The 15,367-nt window shown below is 60.8% G+C and carries 13 protein-coding genes and 1 pseudogene; 7 read left to right on the top strand and 7 right to left on the bottom strand.

All coding sequences use genetic code 11. The features are described 5' to 3' along the window. The first annotated feature begins 331 nt into the window (after positions 1-331). On the top strand, positions 332-847 hold the full coding sequence (locus tag IF204_RS00450; protein ID WP_194093802.1) for a hypothetical protein: 516 nt from the start codon (positions 332-334) through the stop codon (positions 845-847). Positions 848-900: 53 nt separating this feature from the next. Here IF204_RS00450 and IF204_RS00445 read toward each other — a convergent pair whose 3' ends face one another. Together IF204_RS00445 and IF204_RS00440 are read right to left on the bottom strand one after the other, a co-directional pair. Then, positions 901-1,335 carry a hypothetical protein gene (locus IF204_RS00445; protein WP_194093800.1) on the bottom strand — a complete coding sequence of 145 codons (435 nt, stop codon included), beginning with the start codon at positions 1,333-1,335 and terminating at the stop codon, positions 901-903. A gap of 214 nt (positions 1,336-1,549) precedes the next feature. After that, positions 1,550-1,975 (bottom strand): hypothetical protein, encoded by a 426-nt coding sequence (locus IF204_RS00440; RefSeq protein ID WP_194093798.1) that lies wholly within the window; start codon positions 1,973-1,975, stop codon positions 1,550-1,552. 229 nt (positions 1,976-2,204) lie between these two features. Here IF204_RS00440 and IF204_RS00435 point away from each other — a divergent pair, with 229 nt between their 5' ends. The 4 genes from IF204_RS00435 (at position 2,205) to IF204_RS00420 (ending at position 7,331) form a co-directional block, all read left to right on the top strand. Then, entirely contained in the window at positions 2,205-2,870 is a 666-nt protein-coding gene (locus IF204_RS00435; RefSeq protein ID WP_194093796.1) for a hypothetical protein, read from the top strand. 3 nt (positions 2,871-2,873) lie between these two features. Next, positions 2,874-4,352, top strand: a complete 1,479-nt coding sequence (locus tag IF204_RS20240) for an O-antigen ligase family protein (RefSeq protein WP_194093793.1) — start codon at positions 2,874-2,876, stop codon at positions 4,350-4,352. Then, entirely contained in the window at positions 4,352-5,125 is a 774-nt protein-coding gene (locus IF204_RS00425; RefSeq protein ID WP_194093790.1) for a metallophosphoesterase, read from the top strand. Before IF204_RS20240 ends, IF204_RS00425 begins: the two co-directional genes overlap by 1 nt. A 91-nt stretch (positions 5,126-5,216) precedes the next feature. Continuing rightward, a complete protein-coding gene (locus IF204_RS00420) occupies positions 5,217-7,331 on the top strand; it encodes a GumC family protein (protein ID WP_194093787.1) in 2,115 nt (704 codons plus the stop codon). Positions 7,332-7,349: 18 nt separating this feature from the next. Here the strand turns inward: IF204_RS00420 and IF204_RS00415 are convergent, their stop codons facing one another. Further along, on the bottom strand, positions 7,350-8,735 hold the full coding sequence (locus IF204_RS00415) for a phosphomannomutase (protein WP_194093785.1): 1,386 nt from the start codon (positions 8,733-8,735) through the stop codon (positions 7,350-7,352). A 168-nt stretch (positions 8,736-8,903) separates the two neighbouring features. On the opposite strand from IF204_RS00415, the gene IF204_RS00410 reads away from it, so the two are divergent. Together IF204_RS00410 and IF204_RS20375 are read left to right on the top strand one after the other, a co-directional pair. Further along, positions 8,904-9,170, top strand: a complete 267-nt coding sequence (locus IF204_RS00410) for a spike base protein, RCAP_Rcc01079 family (RefSeq protein WP_194093783.1) — start codon at positions 8,904-8,906, stop codon at positions 9,168-9,170. Beyond that, positions 9,170-9,853 (top strand): annotated as a pseudogene (locus tag IF204_RS20375) (phage head spike fiber domain-containing protein); the annotation flags it as partial. The gene IF204_RS00410 and the pseudogene IF204_RS20375, both read left to right, overlap by 1 nt. A gap of 20 nt (positions 9,854-9,873) precedes the next feature. On the opposite strand, the gene IF204_RS00405 reads toward IF204_RS20375, so the two are convergent. Genes IF204_RS00405 through IF204_RS00390 form a run of 4 tightly spaced genes read right to left on the bottom strand, consistent with a single transcriptional unit; the run spans position 9,874 to position 15,273 of the window. Continuing rightward, complete coding sequence (locus IF204_RS00405) at positions 9,874-11,946, bottom strand: glycosyltransferase (protein WP_194093781.1); 2,073 nt, start codon at positions 11,944-11,946, stop codon at positions 9,874-9,876. Then, positions 11,943-13,109 (bottom strand): lipopolysaccharide biosynthesis protein, encoded by a 1,167-nt coding sequence (locus IF204_RS00400; RefSeq protein ID WP_194093779.1) that lies wholly within the window; start codon positions 13,107-13,109, stop codon positions 11,943-11,945. Before IF204_RS00400 ends, IF204_RS00405 begins: the two co-directional genes overlap by 4 nt. Further along, complete coding sequence (locus IF204_RS00395) at positions 13,106-14,395, bottom strand: hypothetical protein (protein ID WP_194093777.1); 1,290 nt, start codon at positions 14,393-14,395, stop codon at positions 13,106-13,108. Before IF204_RS00395 ends, IF204_RS00400 begins: the two co-directional genes overlap by 4 nt. Continuing rightward, positions 14,395-15,273, bottom strand: a complete 879-nt coding sequence (locus IF204_RS00390) for a glycosyltransferase (protein ID WP_194093776.1) — start codon at positions 15,271-15,273, stop codon at positions 14,395-14,397. Before IF204_RS00390 ends, IF204_RS00395 begins: the two co-directional genes overlap by 1 nt. Positions 15,274-15,367 lie beyond the last annotated feature (94 nt).

The following is a 15,367-nucleotide window of genomic DNA, read 5'->3' as shown; positions in this document are numbered from 1 at the left end:
GGTTTGCAGGCACGAGTCACTTCCGCAATGGGCGAGCAACGGGCTATTTTAGTATCTCTAAAGTCTAATAATTGAGTGTATTACGAGCCCCACACGTAACCATCACGATATCTAAATGTATCGGGCGGTAGGGTTCACCTGACCTCTCCGGGCCACTCGCTAGCCGGTTTTCCGGCAGCATTAGCCCTAAGGTTGATAAAAATTCGAAACAGATAACGCTGAGAAAGCAAAGGCTTAGGAGCCTACATTAGCTATTCCGAAAGTCGTCATGGGTAGCGTAACACCTATGAGCCGCGTGGGGCGGCAAGTGGGAAAGTATACGGGGTAACTCATGCGTAAAGATCACTTCGGTGGTCTCGCAGCTCGTGCAATGGCTTGCACGGGAGCGGGATCGCTTGTTTCAAAACTTGGCAATCTGCTTGCCGCAATCGCTCTTCTTGTTTCGCTGGTCGCACTGCCGACCGCCAGCTCGGCCCAAGGTGTGCTCCGCATCACCAACGACCGCGGCGGCGTCCTCAGCCAACGCATGGCCGAAATCGGACGGCTTCAGGTTACCGGCCAACCCATCGAAATCCGCAACGGTTACTGCGCATCTGCCTGCACCATGTATCTGGGCCTGCCCAACACATGCGTCGGCCGCAACGCGACCTTCGCGTTCCATGGCCCCGCCCGCACCGACCGCCGCATCACCCGTCAGGAGTGGGAAGCGTGGTCGCAGACAATGGCGTATTACTATCCGCCGCAGCTTCGCGACTGGTTCCTGCGTACAGGTCGCTATGCTTCGACCAATCTTATCAACCTCAGCGGACGCGACATGATCCGCATGGGAGTGCGCGAGTGCGCCTAACGCAAAACGGCGGGCACTGACCCGCCGTTTGTTTTCTGTCTGTCTTGATGGACTTAGGTCGGCGAAGCAGGAGCCTGACCAACGGTGCCAACGTCAGCGTTCGGGTCAATCGTCGTTGCTGCGGCAACCATCTGCGATGCCAGTCCGATATAGGCCGGATTGTTGGCGGCTTGGGTCGCAACCGCAATGATCGCACCAGCAATCGCCGAACGATACGCAGCACCCGCGCCGTTCGAAAAGTCGACTGCAAAGTTCGACAGGGCAGTGAGCTGCTCAACCGAAGCACCCGCTGCGACCAGCGCCGCACCATAGCTCGCGATCAGCGTCGCACAGATAGCCGGATCGGCATTACACTGCGCGATCAGTTCTTCCAGCGATGTGACTTGGATGATGGCCTGTTGGGCCTGCGCTTGCGGCACGAAAACTGGCGCCGTGGACATACCCGCAACTGCCAGAACCAGAGCGGCCGACTTGATAACACTCTTCATCTTTAACTACCTCGAAAGGGCAAAAGCGCCCGATGGCCGAGCTAGTGCACCGTTTCATGAGTCTCACAAGCGGAATTTTTCTCGCATAAGTCGCAAGCCCATTAACATCGCAACTAGCGGGCTAAACTCCGCTCATGGCCTGCGTGTTAAGGCTCTGGAACGAAAAAAGGCGGACCCGAAGGCCCGCCTTTTCATCAATTCTGTGTCGCAGCTATTAAGCCGGCGAGCCCGGGTTCTGACCAACAACGGTGCCGGAGTCGACGCCCGGATCGATGTCTTGAGCGTCAGCCACAACCTGCGAAGCGAACGCGGTGTAACCGGGATTGGTTGCAGCGCCGTTAGCAACCGAAGAAGCAACCGCTACAACCGAACCGGCCATAACTTCGCGGTATACCGGGTTCTGGGCCACGAACTGCTTCGCGTAAGCGACGAGCTGTGCGATCTGGTTCACCGGAGCGTTGGCAGCAGCCAGAGCAGCACCGAACTGTGCAACGAGAGCTGCGCAAGTTTCCGGAGCGACGGTGCACTGTGCCTCGAGCTCAGCTTGGGTGGTGATGGTTACGCCCTGGGCGAAAGTGGTGGTTGCAGTGCCGCCAGCGAGGGCCGCCGAGACTGCGAGAACTTTAAAAACATTTTTCATCGTACTACCTCGTGTGGGGCTAATTTCTTCAACTAGGGCCACAGGCACTACCCTTTTGCAAGTGCAGAATACCCGTTGGCATTGATATCCACCATTCGTTACCATTTCGGTTACCCTAAAACAACGTTCTGCGAGTATATTGAACAAATTGTCGCCTATCGTGGCATCTAATGAACGATAGTATTAAGAAAACGACGACCAAATTACTTAACACCATGACGGAGGATTCGTGATCAGGCTTGCCATAGGGGCCGCTTCTCTGTTGATCATAGCAGGCTCCGCCGTTCTAATACCCAGTGAATTCAAGTCGCTAAGGCAGCAGAATCTCGAATTCCGGACGATGTACCAAATGCAGTACGAGGGACAGTATGCCCTTGATGATGCCGGTGCGAACCTCACGCGAAACGGTCAGCTTCGAAGCTGTGCGAGCGGACTTTTGTCCCAAACGGCGGACTTTTATGCTGCGGATGCACGTAATGCGATTGCCGACACCTGTGCAGCACGCGCGGAAGAGGTCATCGCTGACGCACCAACCATGTCATTACCATATCTGGTACAGGGCGCAGTGGCAGCCACAAAAGGCGAGTTCGATCTATACGAATCACCGTTAAGTATTTCGCATAGCACCAACCCGAACGATGCATGGTACGCGCTGCGCCGCGTGGAAGCGGCCTATATCGTCGCGGCGAAGAACGGTGCTGATGGCATTCCGGATTTCATCGAAGACGACGTCAAAACCGCGCTCGGAAGCTACCAGTTCTACCAAGGTCTCATCGACCTCTACTTCCGCTTCCCCGCACTTCAGGACCAGCTCGTTGCGACGGTACAGACCGCCGACGGGTCCATGCAGCGCCGCTTCCTCAGCGGTGTACGAGCAAGACTGCAAGGAACTTAACACGTGATCGACTTCAATAACTTCGAAGACAAGCTCAAAGAAAAGCGCGAGACGACCCAGACAACTGCGCAAGCCGACTCCGCCGAGATTGTGTTCGAAGAAGTGATGGTGGCCCGTGACGAAGGCAAGCCGAGCGCCGCCTCCACCAGTCAGGCCAACAACATCTTTTCCGTGCTGGTCGTCCTGCTCGCACTGATCGCGCCGATCCCGCTGGGCGGCGCGCGTCCTGTGCCGCAAATGATGCTGGCGATTGCTGCCGCAGTGCTCTGCACCCTGCAAATGCTGGTCATCTATCAGATCGACCCGAAGAGAAAGCCGCCGATCACCCAACATCCCCTCATCACGATTGCTGGCGCCCTGTTCGTTATCGGCCTGCTGCTGCAGTTCCTGCCCATCGGGCGCGAGATTGGGCTGCAAGACGGCACAATCATCGAGACTGCCAAGCTGACCCTTGCCGGCGGCCCCTCTCTGCAAGGCATCATCCGCTGGTGCAGTTATGCGCTTGTTTTCATCGTGGCGCTCGGGGTGGCCGAGAACATCAACCGCGTCGAACGCATGATGTCGTGGATTTTCTACGGCATTCTGGTCCACGCGGTATTTGCGCTGATTACGTTCTCGTTCCTCGGTGACAGCTTCCTCTGGGGTGAGAAGACCTACTACCTCGGTTACGCGACCGGCACCTTTGTAAACCGCAATACCTTTGCCACGTTCATCGGAATGGGGATCATCACCGGCATCGCGGTGACCATAAAAAAGTTCAATGAACCGCAAATGCGTCGTCCTGGCGGGAGCAAAGGCATCACCCCCCGTCATATCGAGGCCGCGATGCGCCTTTGCATGCTTGCGCTCATGGGCGGCACACTTCTTGCGACCCAATCCCGCGCAGGCATGGCCGCCACCGTTGTCGGCGGCGTTGTCACGCTGCTTCTCATGAACAAGAAGGCCGGAGTGAAAATGCGGAAAACCGCCCTCTGGCTGGTCGGTGTCGGAGCTGTGTTTGGCACCGTGTTCCTGTTCAGCTTCGGCCAAGGGGTGATCGAGCGGGCGATCTTCACTGCGGGAGACTCAGATAGCCGCATCGAACTTTACCGCCAGACCCTGACGATGATCGCAGCACATCCCCTGCTTGGTTACGGTTTTGACAATTACCAGATCGCATTCGAAATTTTCCATAGAGACGAAGTCAGCACGACTTTAATTTGGGAAAGAGCCCACAACACCTACCTCGCGCTCTGGAGCGAAGCTGGCGTCATCTTGGGCAGCATTCCTCCTGCGATCGTCGCAATGGCGTTTGTTTCATCATTTGCTGCGTGGAAACGCCGCGAGCACGGATTTATCGGGCCAGCCGTCGCTTGCGGTGTTATCGTGCAGGCAGCGCTGCACTCTCTCGTTGATTTCAGCTTCGAGTTTCCGGGCGTTAATTTTGTATTTGTAATCATTCTGGCACTTGGTGTTGCCAATTTCCGTAGAAAGTCCGCTTGATGTTCAAGCTTTTCCGAAAGTCCGAACCTGCCGAGCCTAAACCCGACACGAAACTCCTCCGCCTTCCGTCCATGCCTGCCGCGATCTACGCGATCGGTGACATCCATGGACGTCTCGATCTGCTGCAAAAGCTCGAACAGCAGATCATTGCGGACGGCGCCAATATCGCAGGCCCGAAACTGATCGTCAGCCTTGGCGACCTCATCGACCGCTCGACCGGCAGCAGCGGCGTGATCGAGCACTTCATGTCCCCTGCCCCCAAGGGTTTCACGCGGATCGCCATTCGCGGCAACCACGAAGACATGATGATAAAGTTCATCAAAGATCCGTCCGACAACATGAACTGGCTGGTCTGGGGCGGCACCGAAACGATGCTGTCCTACGGCCTGAAACCGGACGCCGAAGGCAACTTCAGCGCCTCGCCGTCCAAGCTGTCGCACATGACCGAAGCTGCCGTTCCGCAGGAGCACCAGACATTCCTCAAGAATCTTCCGGTCGCGCTCGAAGTCGGCCGCTACCGCTTTGCCCATGCGACTTACGAGCTTGGTCTGCCGCTCGAACAGCAGACCCCTTCGACCCTCATGTGGGGTGATGCCAGCGACACCGATGCGTACCAGGGCGAGAATTTTCTCATCCATGGTCATGTAATCGTCAACGAAGTAGAGCAGCATCCCAATCGCATCAATATTGATACAGGTGCCTACAAAACTGGCAAATTGACCGCTGCGCGTATCTTGCGTGACGACGACACGATAGTTCTCTTTCAAACCTGAACCGTCTTGTGTGCCTTGAACGCAGCCGCCATAAGCGACCCGAATTCTTTGTGTACCAGTAATTGAACTGATTTATTTGACTAGGACTGGCATGACTGACCAAGATTCCGATTTTATCGACCTCAAGGAAATTCTTTCAATCATCAGACGCCAGGCACGACTCATTGTTCTGACGGTGATTATTGCCCTTGCGATCGCATTCTTCCACCTGACGCAGGCGACCTCCCAATACACTGCGACGACCCTCCTTATGGTTGATCCGCAAGGGAAAAACGTCCTCGACCTTGAAACGGGTACCACTAGCTCTCAGGCCGACAACGCGCGCCTCGAAAGCGAAGTGGAGATCCTGAAATCCGACAGCCTCGCGCTGACGACGATCCAGACGCAGGAGCTTTACCTCACCGACGAATACGGCCCGTCTTTTGGCATCACCGACAAGCTGCGCGCAGCACTCGGGATGGACGTGAACGAACTGCCGACCGGTGAAGACCTAATGCAAAGCACACTCGGCAAGTTCAACGATAGCCTGTCCGTGCGTCGCCGCGGCCTGACTTACCTGATCGCGGTTTCGGCCACTTCGGAAAGCCCGCAGCGTGCCGCAGACATCGCGAACGCCCATGCGCAGAATTACATCGCGCAGCAGGTCACTTCGAAGGTCGACTCCTCGCTGTCCGCCCGTGACGTGATCCAGAACCAGCTCGCTCAGGCCCGCGCAACGCTGGCCAGCACCGACGGCGCGCTGGAAGCCTACATCGACCAGAACCTGTCGCGCCTCGAAAGCGAAATCGGCTCCGACCGTATTTCGCAGCTACGCGGCGACCTGACTGCGATGAACCAGCAGCTGGACATGGCGCGCGCCAGCCAGACCGCTGCCCGTCAGGCGCTGGCCAACCAGAACTACGATGAACTGGCCCAGCAGGTTGGCGATGCTGCCCTTGCCCGCTTGAACCAGCAGCGTGAAGCTCTCCAGCGTCGTCTTGCTGGCACCGAAGCAGGCACCGCCGAAGCGATCGACCTTGCTTCCGGCCTCGCCCAGATCGAAGACCAGCTGCAGAGCCAAGCGCAGGCTGCTGTCTCCGACCTCGACAACTCGATCCGCAGCTATCAGGACGAAGGCACGACCATTCGCGGCGCCATCCGTGACGAAGTGCTCGCCTCGAACCTGAGCCCCGAAACACTGGCAGAGATCTATAGCCTCCAGCAGGAAGCCCAGATCGCCCAGCGTCAGTACGACACCCTGCTGTCGCGTATGCGCGATATCGAAACGCAGGCTCTGGTGCAGATCGCGGACAGCCGCATCGTTTCCGAAGCCCTGCCGCCGCGCAACGCGTCGTTCCCGAACAAGAAACTTGAACTGGCGCTCGCGCTGGTTGCCGGCCTCGGTATCGGTATCGCGATTGCCTTCGCCAACGAATACTTCTTTGGCGGTGTTGTTTCGGCCAGCCAGCTTGCGAACATCATCCCGCTCCGCGTGGCTGCTGTGATCCCCAAGGTCCAGCAAGGCACCAACGAGCTGTCGGTGGCCGACCGTCTGGTCGACGAACCGATGTCGATGATCGCGGAATCCTTCCGCCGCCTGCGCGCCACGATCGACCTTCAAGTGCCCGACAAACCGGGTGAGGGCAAAGTCATCATGGTGACGTCCTCGATCCCCGCCGAAGGTAAGTCGACCGACGCCCTGTCGCTCGCCCGCACCTACGCCATTGCAGGCAAGCGCACGCTGCTGATCGACGGCGACCTTCGCAAGCCGAGCCAGCACAAGCTGATCGGCGCGGAACCCCAGCACGGCCTGCTGGAATACCTGATCGATGGCAATTCGTCCGAACATTCGACAGGCGAATTCTACGACGCTGACCCGAAGACCCCGCTGGGTATCATGATGGGTAAGCGCCGCAGCAACGTACCGACCGACGCGCCGCTCCAATCGGCTGCTTTTGAAGAGCTGATCAAGAACGCCCGCAAGGCGCTTGACGTCATCATCATCGACACCGCGCCGCTCGTTCCCGTGGTCGACGCCCGCTACATCGCTCCGATGGCGGACGCCGTTGTGGTCTGTGTGCGCTACGGCGTGACCAACCAGTCGGACCTGCGCACCTGCTACGAACAGCTGACGGACTCGGTTCGTCAGGGCACTGCGATGGTGTCGGTCCTGAACTGCCACGAAGGGCAGGAAAAGTCCTACCGCTACACCGGTTACTACAGCTAAGCGCTTGAGCGCGCTGCGTTATCGCAGCGCGCTACCGACCGTTTCCATATACATGTCGACCAATTCGCGAGCACGTTCCGGCGTGCTCGCTTCCGCATAAACGCGGAACTCGGGCGCATTGCCCGACGGGCGCAGGTGAACGACATCACCGCTTTCGAATGTCACACGCAGACCGTCGGTCTGATCGACATTCGAAACCCCGCCCAGCGCGCTAAAGAAGTCCGCACGCTTCGCAGCGTCTTCCGACAATTCCGCCAGCAGAGCCTTCGATTTATCGGTCGGCGTTTCCGTCACGCGGTCCGCAGCGGTAAAGCGCGGCGGCAGTTCCGCCACCAACTCAGCCACGGTGCGACCCGCAGCCTTCGCTGCAGCCAGAGGCGCAACGATCGGTAGAATGGAATCGCGGGTCATCAACGGCTCCAGCTTTCCGGCTGGCGCGTCCGCCTCGAACCCGAGGAGGAACCCGCCGTTGGCCTCGAACCCGACAACCTTCGCGCCCTCTTCGGCCAGCGCCTCTTCCATCGCGGCGATCACGAAGGGCGAGCCGATGCGGGTCATGTGAACGGTGCCGAACTCCGGCAGCATTCCGACAACCGAATTCGACGACACCGGCGTGCAGACGACCTCTGCACCGAGCATCCGCGCGGTCAGAACGCCGAGGATATCGCCGGGGATCACATTGCCTTCGCCATCCGTCACCATCGGGCGGTCCGCGTCACCGTCGGTGGAAATCACAGCCGACAGGTTATGCTCCGCACACCAACCGCGCAGCATATCGCGGGTGCCCTGATCGACCGCTTCGGTATCGACGGGAATGAACGCGTCAGACCGCGCGAGCGCAACGCCCTCACCACCCAAACGTTCGATCACCGCCATCATCACATCGCGCGCGACCGAGGAATGTTGGTAAACGCCGATGCGCAAACCGGCGAGCGCCGTGTCACCGAACGCGCGGGCATAGCGGTCCACGTAGGGCGCGATCGCGCCGTATTCGACGACCGGCGCGTCCTTGCCAGCGGGCGCGACCTTGGCATCGTATGCCGCGACGATCGCCTGCTCGTCCGCCTTGGACACTTCGCCCGTCGGCACGTAGAATTTCAGGCCGTTGCGGTCCGCGGGAATGTGGCTGCCGGTAATCATCACCGCGCCCGCACCTTTCGCAGCGAGAGCCAGCGCGGGGGTCGGCACCACGCCGCAATCGACCGCTTCGACGCCCTGTTCGCGGATCGCGCGGATGACAGCCTCGCCGATGCTTTCGGAGGACGGACGCAGATCCTGACCCACGTAAATGCGCGAGCCATGCTGGCAAGCGTCAATAAACGCACGGGTGTAGTCGCCGACAAGATCGTCGGTCAGTTCGGTCACAAGACCACGCAGACCACTCGTTCCGAATTTCGGTGCCACGGAAAACTCCAAATTTACCAATGAAAAGGGCTTTGCAATGCGCATAGGAGTACCCCGCCCCGCCCAGTCAAAGCAATGCTGCATTCGCGAAAAGAGCACCGTACGCACCCTTCGGCGCCCGTTAAACGCTCCGCGTTAATGTCCGGATCAAAGCACAGGAGACACCCCATGACCGCTCACGATCCCTACGCCTCGCAGACCCGCAGCCGCGCTGGCGGCCCCGCGAACCTCGCCAATGTCACGCCGTCCGATGACACCGATCTGCCGGTCGTATCGCAGTGGATTTACCTCGCGGACGGCGGCGCGGTCACGCTGACCACCGCGGGCGGGCAGACGCTGACGACCCCCGCGCTGAACGGAGGCTGGCACCTGATCGAGGCGACCCGCATCCACGCCACTGGCACCACGGCCTCCGGCATCATGGTGGGCTGGTGATGAAAACGAGCGTGAAATTCCAAGCGACCCGCGCGGTCGCCGCCCCCATCGCCACATGGGACATCGCGCGGCAGGTTTACCCCGCCGGCTTCGGCGTTCAGCGCGATAGCGCGGGGATCAGCATCGCTGGCGGCGCGTTTATCGACGCCCCCGCGAACACGCTGCGCACTTCGGATACCGGAGGCGTTCCCGCCGCGCTGATCGAGGGCGCGTCCACCAACCTCCTACACTTCAGCGCTGCAGATATCGCAGGCGGCTGGACGGCGTCGGGCGGCAGTGCAGAGATGCTTTCGCTCGCCGCGCTTGGCCGTTTCGACGGGTGCCGGATCAGCTCGAACGGAGCCACTTGGCACCGGCTTCTCCACACCAACCGTCCGCCAGTTACCGACGGTCAGGTCTATTGCCTGTCCGCGTGGCTCATCCTTGGCACCTCCGGCAAGGCCCGCTGCATCCTGCGCGACAACGCGGGCGGCACGGAAACGCGCATCCTCATCGACCAAGGCATCGTCGTCGAGGCCATCGACGCGGGCACTATCGGAGACGTGGCGATCGTTCCCATCGGAGGCGCTCTTCGCCTCACTATCCAGTTCACGCCGAACTACACGGGCGATCTGAATATCGGCTTCGGTCCGGGCAGCGCGGTAGCAGGCGAGGACGTCATCCTGCTAGCCGCGCAGTTCGAACAGGGCGCGGCTGGCACCAGCTATATCGGAACCTCAGGCGCGCCCGCGCTGCGCGAGGCCGACGCCGTCCACTGGGCCGCACCGACGGGCACATTCGACATCGCCGCAACGGACGCTGGCGGGACGGAGCACTTCTTCTCTACCATTTCGGTCGACGCCAACTGGGTTCCACCGTTTGCCATTTCCCGCATGTCGTTCTTTGCGGCCGGCACACTCTGAGCGGCCAGAATGTCGATAATTGCGTCCGCCATTGCGCCGTCATCGAGCACGCGGGTCAAAAGCGGGTGGTCGGGGATCCCCTCCCCGCCCACCGGAGACACCACCGTCGGAATGCCGCCCTCCAACGTCTCCAATACCTTGATTTTCACGCCCGAGCCGAGCTTGAGCGGCACTGCAGCCACCGCAGCCGTCGCCAAAACCGGCGCGGGGTCGTCGATGAAGCCTGTGACCGTCACAGCACCGCTCGCCAGCTCTTGCACCCTCTCCGTCGGATGGGCGCCAACGATCCAGACATGCGCATCGGGGACTACCATCTTCACGCGCGGCAGGATGTCGTTCACCAACCGAACCGCCGCGTCCTCGTTCTCCGCACGGGCCATGTTGCCCCAGAAAATGATGCGCCCTGAAACGGGGGCCGGCTTCGCGATTGCGACCGTCCCGGACACAGGTTCGGCGCGGGCCTCCACGCAAAAGGCAGCTATTTCCGCCGCATCCTCTTCGGACAAGGTCGTCACCTGGGCAACGCGCGACCAAACCCGCTGCTCCCAACGGCGCGTGAGGAACGCCTCAAGCCGCAACATCGGGCGCTGATCCGCCATGCGATCGTAAAGCTTCGACACCACATCATGTTGCCGAAATTCGAACAGAGGCAGCGCGGCCTCTGGTATCGCGCCCGCGCCTTGCGAAAAGTCAGCATAAAACGCGCGATAGTCTGCGGATTCCACAAGCCTACCAATCAGACGCCCGGCCGCCCAGCGACGCGCAGAGGCGAATTTCGGCAGGTGAGGCCAGCGTAGTGCGCCCACAATGCGCTGCTTTGGACCCACTTCAAAGTCCGTCAGGATGCGCACATTCGTGGGCCAATTGGCTGGCTGAGGGTCCAGACGATCCAGTTTGTTCCGAAAATAAATAACGTCGACCTGCGCGAATTGCTTCGCCATTTCAGTGATCTTTCGATGCGCCAGTTTCTGACCCGAAGACGTCGACCTGTCGTTCGGACAAAACCCGCAGATATACAGGGACTTACCCGACGGCAAAGCCTGTAATTGCCGATCCCACCGCTCCGCCCACCGTGTCGGAAGCTTGGCAATTTGCGCCCGCGCCCGACGGTTCAAAAAAGCCGCGACAGCGGGTGGCGGGTCTCGCGCCTCTCCGGTAAATACTGGCTCAGGCGAAATCACCGGCGCTTCGGCGTCCAGACCCGCATGGCTCAAAACGCGCCCCACCACCCCCGCCGGATCCCGCGCAATATCATCGAACGGCACCAATAGCAGGTTTTCGCGGCCGAACACGGCACTCCACCTTGCAATATGGGTGCTGTAGTCGCTGTACCGACGCCCGCGACGGGATTTCAGATAGCCTAGCATCGCGGCCACCGGAACGTCCCCAAGCGGCTGCCCACTGTCAAAACCCATCTCCATACGCAGGCCAGACCAATCCCTTTCGGCCGGATGGCGGAGGATCATGGCGACCTTCATGTCCGGAAACAGCCGCCGCATCGCGTGGATACGCCACACCGACAGCGGCCCGTAGTCCGGCGCGATCTCGATAACGGTCGCTCTGCCTAACTGCCTCAGATATCGTCGCAGCGTCCAGCATCGCCCCCTGTCGAAATGATGGAGTTCCTTGATGTCAGGCAGGCGACAAACCCTCGATATTCGCAATTGGGCGTCGAGCCACGTTGTTCCCGCTTTTTGTGCGCCGACCACCATCAGATCGACTTTGGGCAAGTGTCCGAGTGTGCGCACATAAGGCGTAAAGAGCAGCAGAAGTTCGAGCGAACCGACCACATATTGGGCCATCTTGATCCAAAATGACCCCACCCCGCGCCGGTGTGGATTTATGCCAAGAGCGAGAAGTAGACGTGCCTTCATCCGCGAGCCCCCTGGGAAAAGACTGAAATCGAGAGCCCCGTTTTACGGGTCGCGGCCCGCAAGAGTGCGAGTTCGTAGGCGATGAGGATCGCGGTCGACGTGATCGCCACGGTGACCGGGCTGCCGAACAGCGCCGCAAGCGGGACAGCGATCATTGCTGCGACGAACGCCGATAGCGAGATGCGGCTGTGGCACGCCTCGTGCCCTCGCAAATTCAGGATGAGGCCAGCGGGTCCGGCGGCTCCGTTCACGACCTGGCCCAGAGACAGGATCAGCAGGACCGGCAACATATTGGTGAACCGCTCGCCGAATAGCGCGAGGATGCGCTCGCCCGCCACCCAAAACACCAAAAATGCCGCGAAGGCGGGGAGCGCGCCGAACAGCGCGGATTTTCTCAGGTCCGTGACTACAGGCGCCCTTGCAATGCGCGGGCCGAGGACCATGTTCGCGGCGTTAAGGGCAAAGGACGGGAGGCTCGCCGTGCGGGCGGCGGCGAAGTAAAGGCCTGCGATTTCGGGGCCGAAAACCCCAGCGATACAGAGCGTATCGAGGTTTGCGAGGCCCGCATTCGCCAGCATCGTGGTCCAGACGCGCCGCGCGGGCCGTTGCATCGGTGGCGCGTGGCCAGTTCGGGGCAACCTCGCAGCAGCCCACATCGCCAAGGCAATCGGCCAAAGGATGAAGTTGGCGGCAATCAGCAGATCGGACGCTCCAAACCCTACCGCAGGCGCGAGACCGATCAGGGCCAGACGCCAGCTGATATCGCGGGGCGCAAGCGCGGCGGTGATCTTGCCTTGAGCGCGCAGAGCCGCGCCGCTGATATCGCAGAGGGCAAAGGCGGGGAGCAGCAGCGCGCCGTAGGCCAGCGCGGGACGCGGAGCGATGACAGCCGCCAATAGCGCAGCCGCGACGGCCATCATCAGCACGCGGCAATTGGCGGCAGAGAGCGCGGCGCCTCCGTTCGGCTCGTGCACGTAGCGCAGCAGAATGAGCGGATAACCCTGCCCGACGATGACCGCGCCGAACCCGAGGCCCGAGAGCACAATGACAAAGTCGCCGTAGTCCTGTGGCGTCATCCAGCGCCCAAAGAGCATGACCGTGGCGTAGGCAATGCCGGCAGCCATGAGCCGAAGTCCGAGCGCGAGAAAACTCTGCCGGATCATAGCGCTCGCCTCTCTGCGATGAGCGCACCGATACAAAGCGACGGCCCCGCCCAGAGGTAGAGCGAGGTGATCATGCCGCCGTCGATGGCTCCGGCGATGGCGAAGATTGCTAAGGCGAAACGAGCGCGGGAAAGTGCTCGGCTGCGACCCCCGATCAGAGCCCAAGTGATGGTGGAGATAGTTCCGATGAGCACGGGAAGCCCCGCGTACATCGCGAGGCGCAGCATCAGGCTTTTCGCGGTGAGCGCGTTGCCGGTGCGGAGGTCCTCGGACACTTCCCAAAGGTGGGAGATGCCGGAGACGCGTTCGGGGTAGAAGAACAATTCGTTCGACCAGCCGAGGCCGAAGATCGGGCGCTCTGCGATGAGGCCCAGCGCGGCGGCGTTGTAGTGACTGCGGATGATGGCCGAGGGGTCATGCGAGATGTTCGCGAGGCGCTCCGTCAGCCCCGGAAGCAGCGAAGCGCTGACCGCAGCAGCGATGACGACTATCGCGAGCCATCGGAAGTGGCGGATCAGCAGCACGGCGGACATGCCAACGAGCAAGAGGCCGATGATCGACATGCTCAGCGCGGCGAGTGTCAGAGCGCCCAGCAGTAGCCAGATGTTCGCCCGCCCCTCCGCCGGAAATGCGAACCACGGGAGGAAGAACAGGATGGCGAGTTTGGCGAGCTCGGCCGGCTCCATCGTCGGGCCGGTAACGCGGCCAAAGCGGGTGATAGCAGAGACGCCGCCGTTGTCCCGCGCGCCTTCGATGGCGGGCCAAAGCATTGAATATATGGCGTTTGGGGCGACCAAAGATACCCACTGAATAGCCGTGTACGCAGCGACGAGGGCAAAGCCCGCGACCATGGCGGATTGCAGATCGGCGGGGCGCGCAAGGCTGGGGACGGCTGCAGCGGCTGTCACGAAGACTGCGAGCAGCAGAGGCACGATGGCGGTCTTCAGTGACTTTGGCAGCGGGTCGAGGCCGTAGGCGGTGACGCCCTCAAAGTGCAACCGCACGCCTCCGATTACGGTAAACACCGCGCAGATCAACAACAGCCCAACCACTGCGCGGAGCATCACGCCGCCTCGCCCGCGCACCAGCACGACCCGCCATGTGCGGGTAAACCACAGGACGGGCAGCAAAGGCACCAGCACGAACAGCGACAGGTTCGCGTCGAAGTTTCCCAACCACCCCGGTTTGGCCATGGCGCAGAACGGGAGCGTCAGCAAAAGCGCCAGCGCGAGGTCGCCCGAGATGTTGGGCAAACGCATCATGCGCGCGGGCATATGGATGTGCATTACGCCTCCGTCGGGCCTTGGGTGCGGGAGATGCGGCTGCGCAGGCTACTTTGATACACCAACCGCATGAGAGATGCGGGCATCATGCGCAGACCAAGCCTTAACATCGGGTAAACGTAGCCCGCAGAAATCAGCCCGTGTTGCTTGTAGACTGCGCGGGCGTACCATTTTGCCTCGGTCAGACCGCGGCGGACCGAGGTGCGGCGACGGTAGAAGCCCTTCCCTGTCCGCCAACTGAACAGCGTCTGAGGGCAGTTCCCGATCTGCACGCCAAGCTCTGACAGGCGCACCAGAAACGCCAGATCCTCGGTCAGATAGGCGGCAGGGTAACGGGCTTTACGGTCGCGCAAGATACTGCGGCGCATACAGAAAGTCGGGTGCAGCACGGGAATGACCCGCGTGAGGGAACGCACCACGTCCTCTTGCGCGACGGGGTATTTGCGGCGGGCCAGAGGTGTACCGTCGTCGTCGATATCCACCACCTGACAGCCGACGAGGCCGAGCGTGGGGTGATCGTTCATGTACGCGATCTGAGCGGCGAAACGGCCAGCGTGTGAGACGTCGTCTCCATCCATACGGAAGACGAAGGGCTCTTCCCCGAGCATGTCGATCAGGCGGTTGAGCGACTCCGCGAGGCCGAGGCAGCGGGGATTACGGATCACGCAGTGGAAACGGTCGCGGTTGGCGGCGAGCCAGTCTTCATGCGCGACAGGCAGCGGGCCGTCGCAGCATAGGTAGACGTGGACGGCGGCAACACCCGCTTGCGCCTCCACCGATCCGAGCGCGGTTTCAAACTGATCGAGGCGGTCGCCGCGATGCAAGGTCATCATCACCGCGACCTGCGGCAGGACGTGAGCGGACGTGGACATGTCGAACATAGCTGGACCCTCCGTTGGACGGGGATCAGGCTATGCGCGGCGGTCTTAAAATAAGGTTATTCAAAGTTGAATTAATTGACAACTGTCAACTTTA

It is taken from the genome of Marivivens aquimaris (assembly GCF_015220045.1).
GTDB classification, from domain to species: domain Bacteria; phylum Pseudomonadota; class Alphaproteobacteria; order Rhodobacterales; family Rhodobacteraceae; genus Marivivens; species Marivivens aquimaris.
This window is presented reverse-complemented; position numbering and strand designations above follow the sequence as displayed.

Excerpts from the sequence above, each read along its gene's own strand:
- IF204_RS00450 (WP_194093802.1), top strand. The coding sequence starts at position 332 with ATGCGTAAAGATCACTTCGGTGGTCTCGCAGCTCGTGCAATGGCTTGC.
- IF204_RS00445 (WP_194093800.1), bottom strand. The coding sequence starts at position 1,335 with ATGAAGAGTGTTATCAAGTCGGCCGCTCTGGTTCTGGCAGTTGCGGGT.
- IF204_RS00440 (WP_194093798.1), bottom strand. The coding sequence starts at position 1,975 with ATGAAAAATGTTTTTAAAGTTCTCGCAGTCTCGGCGGCCCTCGCTGGC.
- IF204_RS00425 (WP_194093790.1), top strand. The coding sequence starts at position 4,352 with ATGTTCAAGCTTTTCCGAAAGTCCGAACCTGCCGAGCCTAAACCCGAC.
- IF204_RS00420 (WP_194093787.1), top strand. The coding sequence starts at position 5,217 with ATGACTGACCAAGATTCCGATTTTATCGACCTCAAGGAAATTCTTTCA.
- IF204_RS00410 (WP_194093783.1), top strand. The coding sequence starts at position 8,904 with ATGACCGCTCACGATCCCTACGCCTCGCAGACCCGCAGCCGCGCTGGC.
- IF204_RS00405 (WP_194093781.1), bottom strand. The coding sequence starts at position 11,946 with ATGAAGGCACGTCTACTTCTCGCTCTTGGCATAAATCCACACCGGCGC.
- IF204_RS00400 (WP_194093779.1), bottom strand. The coding sequence starts at position 13,109 with ATGATCCGGCAGAGTTTTCTCGCGCTCGGACTTCGGCTCATGGCTGCC.
- IF204_RS00395 (WP_194093777.1), bottom strand. The coding sequence starts at position 14,395 with ATGCACATCCATATGCCCGCGCGCATGATGCGTTTGCCCAACATCTCG.
- IF204_RS00390 (WP_194093776.1), bottom strand. The coding sequence starts at position 15,273 with ATGTTCGACATGTCCACGTCCGCTCACGTCCTGCCGCAGGTCGCGGTG.